We start from the raw sequence: 20429 nt of genomic DNA, 5'->3' as shown, positions 1-20429 counted from the left end.
GATTATTCCCCCTCGTTAACCGTGCGTCGCGAAATAAATGGGCGCTCATCGTCGGTAATAACATGCTGCTCACCGCCGCTTAGCGCGACATGGCGCAAGACGCCGCTGAAGGCCAGCTCGAGATTCTCCGCGGTAAATGTCGTTTCGGTCGGACCGCTCGCCAGTACGGTGCCTTTAATCATCACGGTGTAATCACAAAACTCGGTGACTGAACCCAGATTATGAGTGGAGACCAGCATGGTTCGCCCCTCATCGCGCAGTTCGCGCAGCAGGTCGATGATGCGGGCCTCGGTTTTTACGTCTACGCCTGTGAAGGGTTCATCCAGTAAAATGACCTGTCCGTCCTGCGCGATAGCCCTTGCCAGAAAGACACGTTTTTTCTGTCCACCGGAGAGTTCGCCGATCTGACGGTGGCGGTATTCCAGCATGTCGACCCGTGCCAGCGCCGCATCGACGCATTCATAGTCACGTGCTTTTGGCCGACGCAGCCAGCCCATATGACCATAGCGCCCCATCATCACTACATCTTCCACCAGCACCGGAAATGACCAGTCCACCTCTTCCGATTGCGGAACATAAGAAATCAGATTCTGCTTCAGCGCTTTGCTGACTGGCTGTTGCAGGATGGATATGTCTCCCTGCGCCAGGCGGACAAAACCCATAAGTGCTTTAAAGAGCGTTGATTTTCCTGAACCATTCACCCCCACCAAGGCGGCAATAGAGCCGCCGGGGATCTGAAAAGTGGCATCCCGCAGAGCGGTGTGACCGTTGCGATACGTCACCGTAACCTGATTCACGGTAATCGCAGATTGACTCATTTTTGGCTCCTCAGACCGTCGTTGATACCGCTGACGATGGTTTCGGTCGTGACGCGCAGCAGATCCAGGTAGGTTGGTACCGGCCCGTCGGCTGCACTCAGGGAATCGACGTACAATACACCGCCGTAATGTGCGCCGGACTCACGTGCCACCTGTCGCGCAGGTTTGTCAGAAACCGTGCTTTCACTGAATACTGTTGGGATCTGATGTTCTCTTATCGCGTCGATCACTTTGCGCACCTGTTTCGGCGTGCCCTGCTGATCGGCATTGATTGGCCACAGATACAGCTCTTTCAGATCGTTATCGCGGGCCAGATAGGAGAAGGCGCCTTCACTGGTGACCAGCCAGCGTTTATCGGCAGGGATTTTGGCCAGCGCCGCGCGCAGGGGATCGAGAGTCTGACGAATTTTCGTTTTATAGCTCTCGGCGTTTTTCTGGTAGGTGGCGGCATTGTCCGGATCGTACTTGCTCAATGCATCGCGAATATTATCTACGTAGATAAGCGCGTTCTCTGCCGACATCCAGGCATGTGGATTCGGTTTTCCGTTATAGGGGCCTTCGCTGATGCCCATCGGTTTTACTCCGTCTGAGACCATTACTTCAGGTACGCCGGATAAGTTTTGGTAGAAACGGGCAAACCACAGTTCCAGGTTAAGGCCGTTGGAGAGAATAAGCTGCGCGCCCTGCGCCCGTTTAATATCCCCTGGAGTGGGCTGGTATTCATGAATTTCTGCGCCGGGTTTAGTTATTGAGCTGACCTCCGCCGCGTCACCCGCCACGTTGCTCGCCATATCGGCAATAACTGTAAAGGTGGTAATCACCTTAAACTTCTCTTTTGCCCAGGCCGGCGAAAGTGTAAGTGCCGTAAGAACGCTGGCAAGGAGAAACGACTTCAGACGGGGCAGGTGCGGCATAGTATCCCTCACAAGAAAGTGGTTAATTTATCATCGAATATAGCCTTTGCTATGTTATATAGCACATGGCATAGATAAATGAAAATAATTCTTATTTGCGTAGGATGCTAAGGATGTATCACCTTCAGGTAATAGTCCTGTGTATGGTTAAGGTATATTATATATGCACCTTAAATACGGAGGCATTATGTCCGGCAAGCGTATTGCACGTGAAAAAATGACGATCCAGAAAATGATCTCGCTGTACGAGAGCCAGTGTCCACAGGCTTCGAACGAACAGGGGCATTACGATGCGCTGTTTGCCTATGCGCAAAAGCGGCTGGATAAGTGCGTCTTTGGTGAGGAAAAACCGGCTTGCAAACAGTGTCCGGTGCACTGTTATCAACCCGCAAAGCGTGAAGAGATGAAGCAAATCATGCGCTGGGCTGGACCAAGAATGCTCTGGCGTCATCCGATCCTGACAGTGCGCCACCTGATTGACGATAAACGCCCGGTCCCGGAATTACCCGAAAAATACCAGCGGAAGAAATAGATTTTTTGCCGGATAGCGGCGGCGATACTGGCCCGACAGGCAAAGCTCCGTCGGGCAATAAATTACGCTTTGGTGGCAATCAGAATTGCTGAGGCCTTGATCAGCGCAATGACACGACTTCCCTGGCTTAGCTTCATCTCTTGCTGACTTTCGTTAGTCACGACGGCAACTATGTCAAAACCAGCGTCAGTTTTGATATGCACCGTGGCGTTGACCGCGCCTTCGGTTACCTGTGAAACGCTACCGGCAAACTGGTTGCGGGCGGAGAATTTCAGGCCGCAGTCTTCTGTCGCCAGCGTGACCCAAGGGGCTTTGATCAGGGCAATTGCTTCTTTTCCTTTCGCCAGCCCCAGCGCCTGCTGGCTGCTATGAGTCACAATAGCGACCAGCTTTGCGCCGCCTGCCAGCGTCAGTTCAACTTCATCATTCACGGCGCCAGTTGCAACTGCACTTACTGTACCGGTTAATTGATTACGTGCTGATACCGCCATACTGCCTCCTTTCGTTGAGTTATCACCCAGTATAGCCACAATGGCTAAACCAACGCATCCTTATCAATGCCTAAACGCTTCATACGTGAGAGCAAGGTGGTGCGTTTCAGACCCAGCCGTTGCGCAGCTCCCTTAGGACCGGCTACGACGCCGTTAGTCTCTTTCAGTACGCGCATAATCAGCTGATATTCATCTTCTCCATCCTGCGCAACTTCTGTCGCCACTGGCGGTGTGGAAAGGGGCAGCGTAGTGACATCTGGCAGGGACAGTTGCAGTACATTGCCCCGGGTCAGCAGAACCGCGCGTTCGACCACGTTTTCCAGCTCACGCACGTTGCCCGGCCACTCCATGTTGCTCAGAGTGCGCAGCGCCTCAGCGGGGATACTGTCAATATTGCGCCCCATCCGACGGGCAATTTTAAAGGTGAAGGCCTTGACCAGCAGCGGAATATCTTCCGGACGCTCGCGCAGTGGGGGAAGATGGATCGGGAAGACATTCAGTCGATAGTACAGATCGTTACGGAACTCGCGATCGGCCACCATTTTTTTTAGATCGCGGTTGGTGGCGGCGATCAGGCGGACATCGGTCTGGATCAGCTTATTACTGCCCAGGCGTTCAAACTCTTGCTCCTGGAGGACGCGCAGCAGTTTCGGCTGTAGCTCCAGCGGCATGTCGCCGACTTCGTCGAGGAATAACGAGCTTTTATCTGCCAGTTCGAAGCGACCAATGCGCTGTGTGCTGGCTCCGGTAAACGCACCGCGTTCATGACCAAACAGATCGCTTTCCAGCAACCCGGCAGGCATTGCCGCGCAGTTCATCTTCACCATCCGGCGGGCATTGCGTCCACTCAGATTATGAATCGCTCTGGCGATCAACTCTTTGCCCGTACCTGTCTCACCCAGAATCAGAACAGTGCTGTCGCTTTGCGCCACCATCTCGACCTGCTTGAGTACGCTGTACATTGCTTCACTGCGGCCAATGATTTCACCAAACTCGCTGTCCACATTGTTGAGCTGTTCGGTCAGTGCCAGGTTCTCATCGACCAGACGTTCTTTCAGGCGGTGGATTTCCTGATAGGCGAGAGCGTTATCAACAGCAATCGCCACGCGCTCGGCAATCTGGCGTAACAGTTTGAGGTTTGCGGTCGTGAAGACTTTCTCTTCACACTGCGCCAGCTTGAGGACGCCAAGCATCGTATTGCCTGACATTAGTGGTAGCAGGCACAGGGTTTGTATCTGGTTGCCCCAGGTCTCGAACAGCATGCGTTCATAAGGTGCAAGGGCATCGCGTTCGTTCAGGTTAATCAGCAGCATCTCTTTGCTTTTGAATACCCGTTCAGAGAGCGTACCTGCTTCATCCACTTCACTCTGTTCGTGCGCCGGATGGTGTTCATCCAGATAGTGAGTGGAGTATATGCTCAGCTTATTTTTGCGATCGCTGCGCAGTACGATGCTGATGTCATCGATATTGAAGTAATGGTGGATTTCTTTGGCGACTTCGCTGACCAGCTCATCAATATCCAGACGGGAGAGCACCGCATTGGTGATGGCGACAAGGATACGGAAGTTGTCACGCTCGCGACACAAGAGGTCGTAATCGACATTATTGCTGACCCGGCTCTGAATTTGCTCGGCGACGACGCCGACTATCTGGGTGAAGGTCTGCAGGCGGTTGTACTCTTTTTCACTCCACGGACGGTCTTCGTTGCGGATAAATTCACAGCCGCCAAAGATCCGTCCATCAGCCGCCAGCGGCAGCAGGCAGTAATGTCCAAATTCTGAGTACAGCGCACCGGATGCTAACTGCGGCCAGGTTTCTGTGAACTCATGGTAGTTGCAGTGCAGCGCATCGGGACGAGACAGAATGCGGCGCACCGGTCCGTGAGCCAGCACTGTTTCGTCTTCATAATCGATGGGTTTACCATTTTCACGTGTCGCGAAATAACGCGCACGCTGCGTCTGCGCCTGCCATAACACAATAGCCGCGCAATCGGCCAGCGCCGAACGCTTGACCAACTGCGAAAGCGCCTCACTGAGAGACTGAAGATCGGGCTGCTGTAATAATGTACGAGTGATATCGAACAGGCCTTGCTGTCCGAGGTCGCTCATCGGTGTATACGACATATTGCTTTTCCAGGAAGCACCGTAGCGCGGTGCAAAAACGGTAAATGAATTATAGGTATAAGTTGTAAATTATTGCCGGGTGGCGGTTTCACCTTATCCGGTCTACGGGTAATTCATTGACTGTAGGCCCGGTAAGCGTAGCGTACCGGGCAATATATCAGCATATCCGCGGCAGCGGCTCTGCGTGTGGTAAATCAAGAGTTCGTTTCACGCCGTAAAGTCCGGCAAGGCGAACGCCTTTACGTTCGACCACTTCGCCAATCAGCGCTGCATCGCACCCTAACGGATGTGCGCGCAGTGCGGCGAGTACGGCTTCAGCGGCCTGACGTTCAACGGCAATGACCAGTTTTCCTTCGTTGGCAAAATTGAGCGCATCCAGACCCAGAAGTTCACAGACACCACGCACTGCGGGCTTCACAGGCAGGGCTGCTTCAGATAACTCAATGCCATAGCCACATGCCGCGGCGAACTCATGCGTCACCGCATTCACGCCGCCACGGGTGGCATCGCGCAGCGCCTTCACGCCAGGAATGTCGCGTAGCGTCTGGATCAGCGGTGTTAACACTGCGCAGTCGCTGATCAGTTCACCGTCCAGTCCCAGTTGCTCACGCAGGTTAAGGATGGTTGCACCGTGATCGCCAAGCGTACCGCTAACCAGCAGCACATCGCCCACGCCCAGAGTCTGTGCGCCCCAGTGAATATTGGCGGGGATCGCGCCCATTCCGGCGGTGTTAATGAACAGTTTGTCCGCTGCGCCACGCTGTACAACCTTGGTGTCGCCGGTCACGATAGCAATTCCCGCTTCGCGAGCTGTTGCTGCCATGCTGTTGACGACGCTTTTCAGCGTTTCCATCGGCAGGCCCTCTTCGAGGATAAAACCGCAGGAGAGGTAGCGAGGGATAGCGCCACTGACCGCAACGTCGTTGGCTGTGCCGCAGATTGCCAGCTTGCCAATATTACCGCCGGGGAAAAACAGCGGATCGATAACGTAGCTGTCGGTCGAAAACGCCAGACGATCGCCTTCGGCGACCAGTTGCGCCAGGTCCAGTCGGGCCTGATCTTCCTGTTCTGCCAGCCACGGATTAGCAAAAGCTTCCATAAACAGACTGTTGATCAACTGCTGCATAGCCTGACCGCCGCTACCGTGGGCGAGTTGTACGCTGTTCATGCTTCACACTCCTGCTGACGATACTGATACCAGGCGGCACATGCGCCTTCGGAGGAGACCATTAAGGCGCCAAATGCGGTCTCCGGGTTACAGGTTTTACCAAACAATGGGCACTGATGCGGCTTACATCTGCCGGTCAGTACTTCTCCGCAGCGCGCGCGCGGATCGTCATACACCTGCTGCGGCGCTGGTTTGAAATGCGCTTCTGCATCAAAACGCTGATACTCAGGCGTCAGGTGAACGCCGGAGGATTCGATAACGCCCAGACCGCGCCATTCACTGTCGCCATTGACGCAGAACACGTCGGCAATCGCCTGTTGCGCCAGTGTGTTACCGGCATCCGGCACTACGCGGCGATACTGGTTCTCCACCTGGCTGTGGGCCGCTATTTTCTGCTCGATTAGCATCACGACGCCTTGCAGTAGATCAAGCGGTTCGAAACCAGCGACCACCAGCGGGCGATGAAAATCAGAGGCGATAAAATTATAGGCATCGGTGCCTATAACCATACTGACATGGCCTGGTGCCAAAAATGCGTCGATACCGTTGTCCGGTTGTTCCAACAGGCTACGCAGCGTTGGGATAAGCGTGATGTGCTGGCAGAAAAAGTAAAAATTCTGCACATCGCGTTGTTTTGCCTGCTGGAGAGTGATGGCGGTCGTCGGCATGGTGGTTTCAAAACCCAGACCAAAGAACACGACCTTACGGGTTGGATTTTCCTGCGCCAGCTTCAGCGCATCCATCGGAGAATAGACAATGCGGATATCCGCGCCGCGTGCTTTGGCCTGCAGCAGTGAACCCTGTTTACCTGGCACGCGCATGGCGTCGCCGAAGGTACAAAAAATCACTTCCGGATGGCTGGCAATTTCCACACAACTGTCAATTCTGCCCATCGGCAGAACGCAAACCGGGCAGCCTGGACCGTGAATAAACTCCACGTTTTCGGGCAGCAACTGGTCAAGGCCGAATTTGAAGATTGCGTGGGTGTGGCCTCCACAAACTTCCATAATGCGCAGTGGGCGTTCAGCGGTGTAGGGGAGGTGAGCGGCACGTTCACACAGGTGGTCTATCAACTGCATCACCTGTTCCGGTGCCCGATATTCGTCAACAAAACGCATTATTTCTCCTCGCCATACAGTAACGCGCCGACATCCGGCTCAACGTCAAACATATTTTGCAGCGCCTCGAGTGTGTCGCGCGCTTCGGCTTCGTTAATGATGCTCATGGCAAAACCTACGTGGACCAGTACCCACTGGCCCAGACGCGGTTGACCATTTTCATCACAGCTACCGACCAGCGTCAGGTCGACGTCGCGCTGAATACCGCAAACATCGACCTTAGCCTGGTTACCATCAATGGTGCGGATTTGACCCGGAACACCTATGCACATCGCTGATTCTCCAGCCACGACAGCCATTGATCCATCCCTTCGCCGCTGGTGGCGGAAATCAGGATTATCTCAATTTCCGGGTTTACTTCCCGGGCGCTGGCGATGCACTTTTCAACATCAAAATTGAGATACGGCAGCAGATCCACTTTGTTGAGCAGCATCAGCGATGCAGCAGCAAACATATGGGGATATTTCAGCGGCTTGTCTTCGCCTTCGGTGACGGAAAGCACCGCCACTTTATGACGTTCGCCGAGGTCGAAGCTTGCCGGGCAAACCAGGTTACCGACGTTTTCGATAAACAAAATACCGTTATCGGCTAAAGGCAGGCGTGGTGCTGCATCGGCAATCATTTGCGCATCAAGGTGGCAGCCTTTACCCGTATTAACCTGGATTGCTGGTGTTCCGGTGGCGCGAATACGCGCTGCATCGTTGACCGTCTGCTGGTCGCCTTCAATGACCGCGCACGGCACGCTGTCTTTCAGCTTCATCAGTGTTTCGGTCAGCAGCGTCGTTTTACCGGAACCTGGACTTGATACGAGATTGAGTACCAGATGCTGGCGGGCAGCGAAGCGGGCGCGATTGCGCTCGGCCAGACGGTTGTTTTTGTCCAGCACGTCAATTTCCACTTCCAGCATACGGCGCTGGCTCATGCCTGGAGCATGGGTACCTGCTTCGCCGTGACCGTAATGTAAATCGCCTTCTGCGGTCTGGCTCGGCGTGAAACTGGAGGTCTTCACACCGGTAATGTTTAGCGCCGGACGAGCCGCCGGAGCAAATGGCGCGCTGCGAAACGCTGAGTGGGGGTTATGTTCATCACCCTCTATATAAAGGTTGCCTTCCGCGCAACCACATGTCGTACACATCGCTCACTCCTGATCTTTTCACTTTCGGTAAATCTGTTGCCGGACAGCATCTCGCCTTTTCCGACCTACAAACGTGCTCTTTCTGTAGACTGGATAAGAGGCTTAAGCGTCGCCATCCGGCGCTGGAGTCTGGTCTATTTCTATTCGTCGAATCTGTAACCCGTCATCGGCCACAATTCTCAGCATGTCGCTATTGCATTGTGGACAGCGACGAACGCGTTGTGTCAGTAACGTGACGTATTGCTGACAGGACTCGCACCAACATTCGGCTTCTTGTTCTTCGAGGTGGAGTTTACAACCTTCTGCAAGGGTGCCACGGCATACCAGATCAAAACAAAAGGCGAGAGCGCTGGTTTCTACGCAAGAAAATGCGCCAATTTTGAGCCAGACCCCAGTTACCCGGTGAGCACCGTGCTGTGCGGCCTGTTGTTCAATCAATTCCAGTGCCCGTTGGCAGAGGGTTATTTCGTGCATATCGCCTCCCATGTTGTTGTCGTTTCAAAAGCAATAAACATGCCAGGTTGAATTTTTCCTCTCGTGACAATGACGACGATGACGAAATGACATGTCGTCATGCATGCTTGTTTTTGTATCTTAATGAAAATAAAGAATTTTAATGTTGGCATGAAATATGCTTAAGGCAGTTAGTCTCTGCTAAACGGGTAACCTGACATGACTATTTGGGAAATAAGCGAAAAAGCCGATTACATCGCTGAACGGCACCGTCGCCTACAGGACCAGTGGCGTATTTACTGCAACTCGCTGGTACAGGGGATCACCCTGTCGAAAGCGCGTTTGCATCATGCAATGAGCTGTGCGCCGGACAAAGATCTGTGCTTTGTCCTTTTTGAACACTTCACTATCTACGTCACGCTGGCGGACGGCTTTAACAGCCATACCATCGAGTACTACGTTGAAACCAAAGACGGTGATGATAAGCAACTGATTGCACAGGCACAGTTGACCATTGACGGCAAAGTTGATGACCGCATTAGCAACCGCGATCGCGAGCAGGTGCTGGAGCACTATCTCGAAAAAATCGCCAGAGTCTACGACAGCCTGTACACCGCGGTTGAAAACAATATGCCGGTAAATTTAAGCCAACTGGTAGAAGGACATAACCCGGCATAAGCCTCGGGTGATGCTCGCTTGAGTCGTGATGAGATTTTTACGCTGTATCACGACATTTTAGGGAATGGACATGTCGAAAAATGTCGAAAATGACATTTGATAAACATGTTTTCGTCAAAAATGACTATCACCTGAGGAATGCCTGGTGAATCGTTTTGTAATTGCTGACTCCACTCTTTGTATTGGCTGCCACACCTGTGAAGCCGCCTGCTCAGAGACGCATCGCCAGCATGGCCTGCAGTCAATGCCGCGCCTGAAAGTGATGCTAAATGAAAAAGAATCTGCACCGCAGCTTTGCCACCATTGTGAAGATGCACCTTGTGCCACCGTTTGCCCGGTCAATGCGATTAACCGTGTCGACGGCGCCGTACAGCTAAATGAAAGCCTGTGCGTAAGCTGCAAATTGTGTGGGATCGCCTGTCCGTTTGGCGCCATTGAGTTTTCCGGCAGTCGTCCGCTGCACATCCCGGCGAACGCGAATACCTCAAAAGCCCCTCCGGCTCCACCAGCACCGGCTCGCGTCAGCACGCTGCTGGACTGGGTTCCAGGTATTCGTGCCATTGCGGTGAAATGCGACCTGTGTAGCTTTGATGAACAAGGTCCGGCTTGTGTACGTATGTGCCCGACGAAAGCCCTGCACCTGGTGAGCAATACAGATATCGCTCGCGCCAGCAAACGTAAGCGTGAGCTGACTTTTAATACCGATTTCGGCGATCTCACCTTGTTTCAGCAGGCTCAGAGTGGGGATGCAAAATGAGCGCAATTTCACTGATTAACAGCGGCGTGGCCTGGTTTACGGCTGCGGCGGTTCTGGCATTTCTGTTTTCATTTCATAAAGCGCTAAGCGGCTGGATTGCCGGCGTTGGTGGAGCAGTCGGCAGCCTGTGTACGGCGGCAGCGGGTTTCACCGTGCTGACCAATGCGCTGGCGGTCAGCAGCGTGATACCGTTTATCGGTCACAGCATGCAAATAACTCCACTGAACGCAATCTGGCTTATCACACTGGGTCTGTGCGGCCTGTTTGTCAGCCTGTACAACATCGACTGGCATCGTCATCCACAGGTTAAAGCCAACGGTTTGTTGGTGAATCTGCTGATGGCTGCGGCCGTGTGTGCAGTGGTTGCCAGCAACCTCGGTACGCTAGTGGTGATGGCTGAAATCATGGCGTTGTGTGCGGTGTTCCTGACCGGTTGCAGTAAAGAGGGCAAACTGTGGTTTGCTCTGGGCCGAATCGGTACGCTGCTGCTGGCGGTCGCTTGCTATCTGGTATGGCAACGCTACGGCACGCTCGAACTGCGTCTGCTCGACCTTCGCACCCAGGAATTGCCGCTCGGCTCTGACATCTGGCTGCTGGGCGTTGCCGGTTTTGGTTTGCTGGCCGGGATTATCCCGCTGCACGGTTGGGTGCCACAGGCACATGCCAACGCCAGCGCACCTGCTGCGGCGCTGTTCTCTACCGTGGTAATGAAGGTTGGCCTGTTGGGCATTCTGTCCCTGTCGCTGCTGGGCGGTAATGCACCGCTGTGGTGGGGCATTACCCTGTTGGTACTGGGGATGATCACTGCATTTGTTGGCGGTCTGTATGCGTTGATGGAGCACAACATTCAACGTCTGCTGGCGTACCACACGCTGGAAAACATCGGCATTATTCTGCTGGGGCTGGGTGCCGGCGTGACCGGCATTTCCCTTAATCAACCGGCGCTGATTGCACTTGGTCTGACCGGCGGTTTGTATCATCTGGTGAACCACAGTCTGTTCAAAAGCGTCCTGTTCCTGGGGGCTGGCAGCATCTGGTTCCGTACTGGTCATCGTGATATCGAAAAACTGGGCGGTATCGGTAAGCGCATGCCGGTGATTTCCCTGGCGATGCTGGTTGGTCTGATGGCGATGGCCGCGCTGCCGCCACTGAACGGGTTTGCCGGTGAATGGGTTATCTATCAATCCTTCTTCAAGCTGGGTAACAGCGGAGCGTTTATCGGCCGTCTGTTAGGTCCGTTGCTGGCGGTCGGGCTGGCGATTACCGGCGCGCTGGCTGTGATGTGTATGGCGAAAGTCTATGGCGTAACGTTCCTTGGCGCACCGCGTACGAAGGAAGCTGAAAACGCCTGTTGCGCACCGATCCTGATGGGGGTGAGCGTGGTTGCGCTGGCAGTCTGCTGTGTGATTGGCGGCGTTGCCGCACCATGGTTGCTGCCACTTATCTCTTCAGCTGTGCCACTGCCGCTGGAAACCGCGAACACGACCGTTTCCCAACCAATGATCACCCTGTTGCTGATTGCCTGTCCGCTGCTGCCGTTCATTATCATGGCGATTTTCAAAGGCAACCGTCTGCCGTCGCGTTCGCGCGGTTCCGCCTGGGTATGTGGTTACGATCATGAGCAGTCAATGGTGATCACCGCGCATGGCTTTGCTATGCCGGTTAAAGAAGCCTTTGCTCCGGTACTGAAACTGCGTAAATGGCTTAACCCGGTGTCACTGGTTCCGGGCTGGCAGAATGCGGCTGCACCGGTTCTGTTCCGTCGCCTGGCATTGATTGAGCTGGCGGTGCTGGTGGTGATTGTGGTTTCACGAGGAGCCTGAGAATGAGTGTTTTATATCCGTTAGTTCAGGCGCTGGTGCTGTTTGCCGTTGCGCCGCTGCTGTCCGGCATTACCCGCGTGGCGCGTGCACGTTTGCACAATCGCCGTGGTCCGGGTGTTTTGCAGGAGTACCGTGACATTATCAAACTGCTGGGGCGTCAGAGCATTGCGCCTGCGGATTCCAGTTGGGTCTTTCGCCTGACACCATTTGTGATGGTCGGCGTCATGCTGACTATCGCTACCGCATTGCCGGTAGTGACGGTAGGTTCTCCGCTGCCGCAACTGGGTGATTTGATCACGTTAATTTACTTGTTCGCCATCGCCCGTTTCTTCTTCTCTATTGCGGGGCTGGATACCGGTAGCCCGTTCACCGCGATCGGCGCCAGCCGTGAAGCGATGCTCGGCGTACTGGTTGAGCCGATTCTGCTGCTGGGCTTGTGGGTCGCAGCGCAGGTTGCCGGTTCAACCCATATCAGCAATATCGCTGACACCGTTTATCACTGGCCTGCGGCGCGCAGCATCCCGCTGATTCTGGCGCTGTGCGCCTGTGCTTTCGCCACCTTTATCGAAATGGGCAAACTGCCGTTCGACCTGGCAGAAGCCGAGCAGGAGCTACAGGAAGGTCCGCTGACTGAATACAGCGGCAGCGGTTTTGCGGTGCTGAAATGGGGTATCAGCCTCAAACAACTGGTCGTTTTGCAAATGTTTGTCGGCGTGTTCCTGCCGTGGGGACAGATGGAAACCTTTACTGCGGGTGGACTGCTGCTGGCACTGGTGATAGCCGTCGTCAAGCTGATCCTCGGCGTGCTGGTCATCGCCCTGTTTGAAAACAGCATGGCGCGTCTGCGTTTTTGCGCCACTTCACGCGTGACCTGGGCCGGTTTTGGGTTTGCGTTTTTAGCGTTCGTCTCCTTGCTGGTGGCGTGATTTAAGAGAGTTTGAGCATGTCTGAAGAAAAATTAGGTCAACAATACCTTGCTGCACTGCACCAGGCTTTCCCTGGCGTCGTACTGGACGAAGCCTGGCAGACCAAAGATCAGCTGACCATCACCGTGAAGGTAAACTACCTGCCGGAAGTGGTGGAGTTCCTTTATTACAAACAGGGCGGATGGTTGTCCGTGTTGTTTGGTAACGATGAACGCCAGCTGTGCGGCCATTACGCTGTGTATTATGTCTTGTCGATGGAGCAGGGCACTAAATGCTGGATAACTGTTCGCGTAGAAGTTGACGCCAATAAACTGGAATTCCCGTCTGTCACGCCACGCGTACCGGCTGCCGTCTGGGGCGAACGTGAAGTGCGTGACATGTACGGTTTGATCCCGGTGGGGCTGCCGGACGAACGTCGTCTGGTGCTACCGGATGACTGGCCGGATGAACTCTATCCGCTGCGTAAAGACAGCATGGATTACCGTCAACGTCCGGCGCCGACTACCGATGCTGAAACCTATGAGTTCATCAACGAACTGGGCGACAAGAAAAATAATGTAGTGCCTATTGGCCCGCTGCACGTGACCTCCGATGAACCGGGTCACTTCCGTCTGTTCGTTGACGGCGAAAACATTATCGACGCCGACTACCGCTTGTTCTATGTCCACCGTGGCATGGAAAAACTGGCAGAAACCCGCATGGGTTATAACGAAGTGACTTTCCTGTCGGATCGCGTGTGCGGCATCTGTGGTTTTGCCCACAGCACCGCGTACACCACCTCCGTTGAGAATGCGATGGGTATCGTAGTACCGGAGCGTGCGCAGATGATCCGCGCTATTCTGTTGGAAGTTGAGCGTCTGCACTCTCACCTGCTGAACCTGGGGCTGGCGTGCCACTTCACCGGTTTCGACTCCGGCTTTATGCAGTTCTTCCGCGTACGTGAAACGTCAATGAAAATGGCAGAGATCCTCACCGGTGCGCGTAAAACTTACGGTCTGAACCTGATCGGAGGGATCCGTCGCGACCTGCTGAAAGAGGACATGATCCAGACTCGTCAACTGGCGCAACAGATGCGTCGTGACGTGCAGGAACTGGTTGATATGCTGTTGAGTACGCCGAACATGGAACAGCGTACCGTCGGGATTGGCCGTCTGGATCCGGAAATTGCCCGTGACTTCAGTAACGTTGGCCCGATGGTTCGCGCCAGCGGTCACGCGCGTGATACCCGCGCAGATCACCCGTTTGTGGGTTACGGCCTGCTGCCGATGGAAGTTCACAGCGAGCAGGGCTGTGACGTCATTTCTCGTCTGAAAGTCCGCATCAATGAAGTCTATACCGCGCTGAATATGATCGACTTTGGTCTGGATAACCTGCCTGGCGGTCCGCTGATGGTGGAAGGCTTTACCTATATTCCACACCGTTTCGCGCTGGGCTTTGCGGAAGCGCCTCGTGGGGATGATATCCACTGGAGCATGACCGGCGACAACCAGAAACTGTACCGCTGGCGTTGCCGTGCGGCCACCTACGCTAACTGGCCGACGCTGCGTTATATGCTGCGTGGTAACACTGTTTCCGATGCCCCGCTGATTATCGGTAGCCTCGATCCTTGCTACTCATGTACTGACCGTATGACCGTGGTTGATGTGCGTAAGAAGAAAAGCAAAGTCGTGCCGTACAAAGAACTTGAGCGCTACAGCATCGAGCGTAAAAACTCGCCGCTGAAATAAGGAATCGCCATGTTTACCTTTATCAAAAAAGTCATCAAAACCGGTGCACCGACGTCGTCGTATCCGCTGGAGCCGATCGCGGTCGATAAAAACTTCCGTGGTAAGCCGGAGCATAATCCGCAGCAGTGTATTGGCTGCGCAGCCTGTGTAAATGCGTGCCCGTCAAACGCGCTGACGGTTGAAACCGATCTGGTCACCAATGAACTGGCCTGGCAATTCAACCTCGGTCGCTGCATCTTCTGTGGCCGTTGTGAAGAAGTCTGCCCGACGGCGGCGATCAAACTGTCTCAGGAATATGAGCTGGCGGTGTGGAAGAAAGAAGATTTCCTGCAGCAGTCTCGCTTTGCGCTGTGCAATTGCCGCGTATGTAACCGTCCTTTTGCGGTGCAAAAAGAGATTGATTACGCCATTGCACTGCTGAAGCATAACGGTGATAGCCGTGCGGAAAATCACCGTGAAAGCTTTGAGACCTGCCCGGACTGTAAACGCCAGAAATGCCTGGTGCCGTCTGACCGTATTGAACTGACTCGCCATATGAAAGAGGCCAGCTGATGAGCAATTTATTAGGCCCACGTGATGCCAACGGTATTCCGGTACCGATGACGGTAGATGAATCTATCGCCAGCATGAAAGCGTCGCTGCTGAAAAGCATCAAGCGTTCTGCTTACGTCTATCGTGTTGACTGCGGTGGCTGCAACGGTTGCGAAATCGAAATTTTTGCTACCTTGTCCCCGCTGTTTGATGCCGAACGTTTCGGTATCAAAGTTGTTCCGTCACCGCGCCATGCGGATATCCTGTTGTTTACCGGCGCGGTAACTCGCGCGATGCGCTCTCCGGCGCTGCGTGCCTGGCAATCAGCGCCAGATCCGAAAATCTGTATCTCTTACGGAGCCTGCGGTAACAGTGGTGGCATCTTCCACGACTTATACTGCGTATGGGGCGGCACCGACAAAATCGTACCAGTGGATGTTTACATCCCTGGTTGTCCGCCGACGCCTGCGGCGACGCTGTACGGCTTTGCGATGGCGCTGGGCCTGCTGGAGCAGAAAATTCACGCGCGTGCACCGGGTGAACTGGACGAACAACCAGCTGAAATTCTGCACCCGGATATGATACAGCCTCTGCGTGTGAAGGTGGATCGTGAAGCGCGTCGTCTGGCGGGTTATCGCTATGGTCGCCAGATTGCCGATGATTATATGACGCAGTTAGGGCAGGGCGAAAATCAGGTGGCGCGCTGGCTGGAAGCGGAAAACGATCCGCGTCTGACCGAGATCGTTACTCATCTTAACCATGTAGTTGAAGAGGCGCGTATCCGATGAGTGAAACGGTGGTGTTCAGTCAACTGAGCCGTAAGTTTATTGATGAGAACGATGCGACGCCCGCCGAGGCGCAGCAGGTTGTCTATTACAGCCTGGCGATTGGCCATCACTTAGGCATCATCGATTGCCTGGAAGCGGCGTTAACCTGTCCGTGGGATGAGTATCTGGCGTGGATTGCGACGCTTGCCGAAGGAAGCGAAGCCCGCCGCAAAATGGAAGGCGTGCCGAAGTACGGCGAGATCGTCATCGATTTTAACCATGTACAGATGCTGGCGCGTGCGTTTGATGACGCGCGCGCCGTACAAACTCCACAGCAGCAGGAATGGAGCAAGCTCATGCTCAGTATGCTCCATGATATTCATCAGGAAAGCGCCATCTATCTGATGGTGAGGAGACACCGTGACTGACGTTTTATTGTGTGTCGGTAATAGCATGATGGGGGATGATGGCGCGGGTCCGCTGCTGGCGGAAATGTGTGCTGCGGAACCTAAAGGTAACTGGGTGGTTATCGACGGTGGCAGTGCCCCGGAGAATGATATTGTGGCAATCCGCGAGCTGCGCCCGGCGCGTTTGCTGATTGTCGATGCTACCGATATGGGGCTGAATCCTGGTGAAATCCGCATTATCGATCCTGATGATATTGCCGAGATGTTCATGATGACCACGCACAACATGCCGCTGAACTACCTGGTTGATCAACTGAAAGAGGATGTCGGCGAGGTGATTTTCCTCGGTATTCAGCCGGACATCGTTGGCTTTTATTACCCGATGACGCAGCCGATCAAAGAGGCGGTTGAAACCGTCTATCAACGATTAGCCGGGTGGGAAGGCCATGGTGGATTTTCGGAGTTAGAAGCACCTGAAGAGTAAACCGTATCAGTGCCGGATGTTTGCCGCATCCGGCCTGTTTATCTCGCCTGCGCCGGTTGTTACTCCGTTGCCTGCTCAATAATTAATTTCCCCTGCATTACCGAAACATTTACCGCTGTGCCGGTAGGGAACCCTGCCTGTTCAAGCCAGTCACCGTTCAGCGTTAATGAGGCATGCCTGCTGATACGTAGCGTGAACCCGGTGTGACGATCCTCGTACCGCTTTCTGACATAACCTACTTTTAAACGACGTACGGGTTTGGTGATAACCACTGCTGTTTTGCCATTTTCATCAGACATGAGCCATTCCTTGTGGCGGAGGGTTAAGATTAAAAACTACTGAATAAAATGACAGTAAAAAAGCGCGGGGGCAAACCTGAAACTGGAAGGGTGATTCCACATTTGAAATGCAATGAATGAAATGAAGATGTAAAGCAATGCCGGAAGGTGGCAGAACCCTCCGGCAGGTAGATTACTCCAGGTCTGCCCCATTGCTGGCTATGACCTTTTTGTACCACCAGAATGACTTCTTACGTGTCCGTGCGAGCGTCCCGTTACCTGCATCATCCCGGTCCACATAGACAAAACCGTAGCGTTTGCTCATCTCGCCGGTTGAGGCGGAGACCAGATCGATACACCCCCAGGTGGTATAACCCATTAGCGGTACGCCATCTTCAATAGCGTCAGACATGGCGCGAATATGTTCGCGTAAATAGCTTATGCGATAGTCATCATTGATGTTGCCACTGGCATCCATCTCATCTTTTGCCCCAAGCCCGTTCTCCACCAGAAATAGCGGTTTCTGGTAGCGGTCATACATCATGTTCATGGTGATACGCAGACCCAGCGGGTCTATGCCCCAGCCCCATTCGCTGGCCTCAATGTAGGGATTGCGTAGCGATTTCACTACGTTGGCGGCGCTGGTATTGCCGGCATTCATTTCCGCCGAAGCGCAACGTGATGCGTAATAGCTGAAAGAGACAAAATCGACGGTATTTTTCAGGATCTCGTCATCTTCCGGGGCTTTCTCTATCACTACGCCTTTTTCACGAAACACCCGGGCTGAATAAGCGGGATAAGCCCCGCGCGCCTGGACATCAATGAAAAACAGGTTTTCGCGGTCTTTTTCCAGCGCGGTCCACACATCTTCCGGTTTGCATGAATAAGGATAAAAATTTCCGCCAGCCAGCATGCAACCAACCTGGTTGTGCGGGTTGATTTCATGAGCAATTTTGGTTGCCAGTGCACTGGCAATCAGTTCGTGGTGCGCGGACTGATATTTCACCTGATCCTGATTTTCACCGTCTTCAAACACCAGTCCCGCGCCTGAGAAAGGGCTGTGTAACATGATGTTGATTTCATTAAACGTCAGCCAGTATTTCACCAGACCGTCGAAGGCTTCGAAGCAGGTACGGGCGTAACGGGTAAAGAACTCCACCATTTTGCGGTTACGCCAGGAGCCGTACTCGGTTACCAGGTGCATTGGTACATCGAAGTGACACAGGGTAACTAATGGTTCAATACCGTATTTTTTGCATTCAGCGAATACCGCGCGATAAAAAGCGATACCTTCTTCATTCGGCGTGAGTTCGTCCCCATTCGGATAGAGGCGGCTCCATGCAATTGAGGTGCGAAAAACCGTAAATCCCATTTCCGCCATCAGGGCGATATCTTCCTGATAACGATGATAGAAATCTATCGCATCATGGCTGGGATAAAACTCGTCATCCCGCAGCTGAAAGCGCTTTTCCTGACCCAGTTTGACGGGCATCCGGTGCGCGCCGTGTGGGATCATATCCACGGTAGTCAGCCCTTTGCCGCCTTCCCGATATGCCCCTTCAGACTGGTTGGCGGCCAGTGCGCCGCCCCATAAAAATCCTTGCGGAAAAACAGACATAGTAAACCTCAGTTATGGCCAGTCAGATGCTGGCTCCATTGATATTGCCCGGTTGCGCAGCCTGGTTTTTTCTGGCCTGTGCGGCTGCATCTTCGACGGGAATATCCTCAAAGCCGAGAAGTAGCGTTAATACAAAGGACAGCACAACTGCCAGCGCCATTACGCCAAATACCCAGACGATAGTCATTGGATTGGCCGGATCGAAAAACTGTACACTGGTGAATAGCCCTGGTGCTGCCATCGAGTGGCTTGCCAGCCCGGCCATTCCGGCAACGGCTCCACAGATAAAGCCACTGATAAGACTCGCAATCAGTGGACGTTTCAGGCGTACTGCCACACCGTACAGCGCGGGTTCGGAAATGCCCGCCATAATCGCGGAGGCTGCCGCCGCCAGCGCCGTCTGGCGCAGCTCAGGGTTTTTGGTTTTCCATGCCACAGCTAAAGATGAGCCGCCAAGCGACAGGTTGGCGCCGATTTCAGATGGCATGACCATGCCTTCTTTACCGGTCTCGGCGATGGTCTGAATAATGGTTGGTGTAAAGACGCGATGCATGCCGGTCATTACCAGCAACGGCCACAGCGCACCCATAATGGCGACTGAGAGCCAGCCCAGATAACCGTGAATGGTGTAAACCAGAGCCGAAATCGCGCTGCCGATCCAGATCCCGATCGGGCCAATGAGTACGATGGCGAGTGGGGCGGCGATCAGAACGATCAGCATCGGTTTAAGGAAGTTTTTCGTCACCGCCGGAGTGATGCGATCCACCCAACGCTCGATATACGACAGGCACCAGGTCATGACCAGCGCCGGGATCACCGTATACGTATATTTCACCGCAGTGACAGGGATCAGCGCAAACTCAACGTGTTCACCCTGTGCGGCCTTAGCCATCAGCTCGATAAAGCTTGGATGCACCAGTACGCCCGCAATGGCGATGGCCAGCGACATATTGGTTTTGAATTTAATGGCTGCCGAGGCAGCGACCATCAGCGGCAGGAAGAAGAATGCGCCGTCACCTATCACCGTCAGGATGGTCAGCGTTGAGGAGCCTTTTTCCAGAATGCCGGTCATCTCAAGGATCATCGCCAGCAATTTCAGCATCGATCCACCAATAATCGCCGGGATCAGCGGCGACATGGTACCGATCAGCGCATCGAGGATCCCTGCGCCAATACGCTTCAGGCTCAGCTTAGGTTTTACTTCCGACTCGGCAGGTTGCATATCACCAGGCAGCAGGTTGACGACTTCGCGGTACGCTTGCGAAACGGTGTTACCAATGATCACCTGACATTGATTGTCGTTACGCACCACACCGAGTACGCCAGGGAGTGTTTTCAGTGTGGCGCTGTCGACCAGTGAGTCATCTTTGAGAACGAAACGTAATCGGGTCATGCAGTGCGTCACTGCGGTGATATTCCCGACGCCGCCCAGAGCCGTCACAACGGAGCGCGCCAGCGCTGCATAATTCTTAGACATCGAATTTAATCCTGTTTTATCAGTAGGGTACGTTATGTCTTGCCGTTTACTCTGGTCTCATTTCTGTGTCGGTGAAACAGTGTTAGGAAACCGGTTTCATAAAAGCATGTTTATTTTTTGTAATATGAGCAAGATTTAATTTTGATCGGTTATTATAAATGTGATTACGATCACCAGATATGGGGTACTGCGGTTGAGCAGCGG

General features: G+C 53.8%; 22 protein-coding genes. 10 read left to right on the top strand and 12 right to left on the bottom strand.

Annotated features, from left to right (window positions below; genetic code table 11):
- Window positions 1-2 precede the first annotated feature (2 nt).
- Together sitB and sitA are read right to left on the bottom strand one after the other, a co-directional pair.
- Window positions 3-818, bottom strand: coding sequence for an iron/manganese ABC transporter ATP-binding protein SitB (gene sitB / locus OH663_RS00825; protein ID WP_045446710.1), 816 nt, complete (start codon window positions 816-818; stop codon window positions 3-5).
- A complete protein-coding gene (gene sitA / locus OH663_RS00820) occupies window positions 815-1732 on the bottom strand; it encodes an iron/manganese ABC transporter substrate-binding protein SitA (protein WP_045446707.1) in 918 nt (305 codons plus the stop codon). The genes sitB and sitA overlap by 4 nt, the downstream gene beginning before the upstream one ends.
- 187 nt (window positions 1733-1919) lie before the next feature.
- On the opposite strand from sitA, the gene OH663_RS00815 reads away from it, so the two are divergent.
- Window positions 1920-2264, top strand: a complete 345-nt coding sequence (locus OH663_RS00815) for a nitrous oxide-stimulated promoter family protein (RefSeq protein WP_048220686.1) — start codon at window positions 1920-1922, stop codon at window positions 2262-2264.
- 62 nt (window positions 2265-2326) lie between these two features.
- Here OH663_RS00815 and OH663_RS00810 read toward each other — a convergent pair whose 3' ends face one another.
- The 7 genes from OH663_RS00810 to hypA all read right to left on the bottom strand — a co-directional run bounded on the left by OH663_RS00810 (window position 2327) and on the right by hypA (window position 8773).
- Complete coding sequence (locus tag OH663_RS00810; RefSeq protein ID WP_003037421.1) at window positions 2327-2755, bottom strand: TOBE domain-containing protein; 429 nt, start codon at window positions 2753-2755, stop codon at window positions 2327-2329.
- Window positions 2756-2799: 44 nt separating this feature from the next.
- On the bottom strand, window positions 2800-4878 hold the full coding sequence (flhA, locus tag OH663_RS00805; protein ID WP_200012386.1) for a formate hydrogenlyase transcriptional activator FlhA: 2079 nt from the start codon (window positions 4876-4878) through the stop codon (window positions 2800-2802).
- Window positions 4879-5035: 157 nt separating this feature from the next.
- Entirely contained in the window at window positions 5036-6046 is a 1011-nt protein-coding gene (gene hypE / locus OH663_RS00800; RefSeq protein WP_045446699.1) for a hydrogenase maturation carbamoyl dehydratase HypE, read from the bottom strand.
- Window positions 6043-7164: a hydrogenase formation protein HypD gene (hypD, locus tag OH663_RS00795; protein ID WP_045446696.1), complete on the bottom strand. Its 1122-nt coding sequence runs from the start codon at window positions 7162-7164 to the stop codon at window positions 6043-6045. Before hypD ends, hypE begins: the two co-directional genes overlap by 4 nt.
- Window positions 7164-7436, bottom strand: coding sequence for a hydrogenase 3 maturation protein HypC (gene hypC, locus OH663_RS00790; RefSeq protein WP_045446692.1), 273 nt, complete (start codon window positions 7434-7436; stop codon window positions 7164-7166). The genes hypD and hypC overlap by 1 nt, the downstream gene beginning before the upstream one ends.
- Window positions 7427-8299 carry a hydrogenase nickel incorporation protein HypB gene (hypB, locus tag OH663_RS00785; protein ID WP_045446689.1) on the bottom strand — a complete coding sequence of 291 codons (873 nt, stop codon included), beginning with the start codon at window positions 8297-8299 and terminating at the stop codon, window positions 7427-7429. Before hypB ends, hypC begins: the two co-directional genes overlap by 10 nt.
- Window positions 8300-8401: 102 nt before the next feature.
- The gene (gene hypA, locus OH663_RS00780) at window positions 8402-8773 is read right to left on the bottom strand and encodes a hydrogenase maturation nickel metallochaperone HypA (RefSeq protein ID WP_045446686.1); all 372 of its coding nucleotides are present in this window, start codon (window positions 8771-8773) and stop codon (window positions 8402-8404) included.
- A gap of 198 nt (window positions 8774-8971) precedes the next feature.
- On the opposite strand from hypA, the gene hycA reads away from it, so the two are divergent.
- The 9 genes from hycA to hycI all read left to right on the top strand — a co-directional run bounded on the left by hycA (window position 8972) and on the right by hycI (window position 16852).
- Window positions 8972-9430 (top strand): formate hydrogenlyase regulator HycA, encoded by a 459-nt coding sequence (hycA, locus tag OH663_RS00775; protein ID WP_045446683.1) that lies wholly within the window; start codon window positions 8972-8974, stop codon window positions 9428-9430.
- 145 nt (window positions 9431-9575) lie between these two features.
- Window positions 9576-10187, top strand: a complete 612-nt coding sequence (hycB, locus tag OH663_RS00770; protein ID WP_045446680.1) for a formate hydrogenlyase subunit HycB — start codon at window positions 9576-9578, stop codon at window positions 10185-10187.
- Window positions 10184-12010: a formate hydrogenlyase subunit 3 gene (gene hycC, locus OH663_RS00765; protein ID WP_045446678.1), complete on the top strand. Its 1827-nt coding sequence runs from the start codon at window positions 10184-10186 to the stop codon at window positions 12008-12010. Before hycB ends, hycC begins: the two co-directional genes overlap by 4 nt.
- Before the next feature lie 2 nt (window positions 12011-12012).
- Window positions 12013-12936: a respiratory chain complex I subunit 1 family protein gene (locus tag OH663_RS00760; protein ID WP_200012383.1), complete on the top strand. Its 924-nt coding sequence runs from the start codon at window positions 12013-12015 to the stop codon at window positions 12934-12936.
- Between the two features lie 17 nt (window positions 12937-12953).
- Window positions 12954-14663: a formate hydrogenlyase subunit HycE gene (gene hycE / locus OH663_RS00755; RefSeq protein ID WP_045446672.1), complete on the top strand. Its 1710-nt coding sequence runs from the start codon at window positions 12954-12956 to the stop codon at window positions 14661-14663.
- A gap of 9 nt (window positions 14664-14672) precedes the next feature.
- The gene (gene hycF / locus OH663_RS00750; protein WP_045446668.1) at window positions 14673-15215 is read left to right on the top strand and encodes a formate hydrogenlyase subunit HycF; all 543 of its coding nucleotides are present in this window, start codon (window positions 14673-14675) and stop codon (window positions 15213-15215) included.
- Window positions 15215-15982: a formate hydrogenlyase subunit HycG gene (gene hycG / locus OH663_RS00745; RefSeq protein WP_045446665.1), complete on the top strand. Its 768-nt coding sequence runs from the start codon at window positions 15215-15217 to the stop codon at window positions 15980-15982. The genes hycF and hycG overlap by 1 nt, the downstream gene beginning before the upstream one ends.
- Window positions 15979-16389: a formate hydrogenlyase maturation HycH family protein gene (locus OH663_RS00740; RefSeq protein ID WP_003037385.1), complete on the top strand. Its 411-nt coding sequence runs from the start codon at window positions 15979-15981 to the stop codon at window positions 16387-16389. Before hycG ends, OH663_RS00740 begins: the two co-directional genes overlap by 4 nt.
- Complete coding sequence (gene hycI / locus OH663_RS00735; protein WP_045446662.1) at window positions 16382-16852, top strand: hydrogenase maturation peptidase HycI; 471 nt, start codon at window positions 16382-16384, stop codon at window positions 16850-16852. Before OH663_RS00740 ends, hycI begins: the two co-directional genes overlap by 8 nt.
- Window positions 16853-16911: 59 nt before the next feature.
- Here the strand turns inward: hycI and OH663_RS00730 are convergent, their stop codons facing one another.
- The 3 genes from OH663_RS00730 to ascF all read right to left on the bottom strand — a co-directional run bounded on the left by OH663_RS00730 (window position 16912) and on the right by ascF (window position 20225).
- Window positions 16912-17151 carry a SymE family type I addiction module toxin gene (locus OH663_RS00730; RefSeq protein WP_045446659.1) on the bottom strand — a complete coding sequence of 80 codons (240 nt, stop codon included), beginning with the start codon at window positions 17149-17151 and terminating at the stop codon, window positions 16912-16914.
- Between the two features lie 172 nt (window positions 17152-17323).
- Window positions 17324-18748, bottom strand: coding sequence for a 6-phospho-beta-glucosidase (locus OH663_RS00725; protein WP_200012380.1), 1425 nt, complete (start codon window positions 18746-18748; stop codon window positions 17324-17326).
- Between the two features lie 22 nt (window positions 18749-18770).
- A complete protein-coding gene (gene ascF, locus OH663_RS00720) occupies window positions 18771-20225 on the bottom strand; it encodes a PTS cellobiose/arbutin/salicin transporter subunit IIBC (RefSeq protein WP_200012377.1) in 1455 nt (484 codons plus the stop codon).
- Window positions 20226-20429: the final 204 nt, after the last annotated feature.

Origin of the sequence: Citrobacter sp. Marseille-Q5395, from assembly GCF_947057495.1 — a bacterium.
Taxonomy (GTDB): Bacteria; Pseudomonadota; Gammaproteobacteria; order Enterobacterales; family Enterobacteriaceae; genus Citrobacter; species Citrobacter murliniae.
The sequence above is the reverse complement of the archived record's forward strand: the minus strand, read 5'-3'. Positions and strand labels throughout refer to the sequence as shown.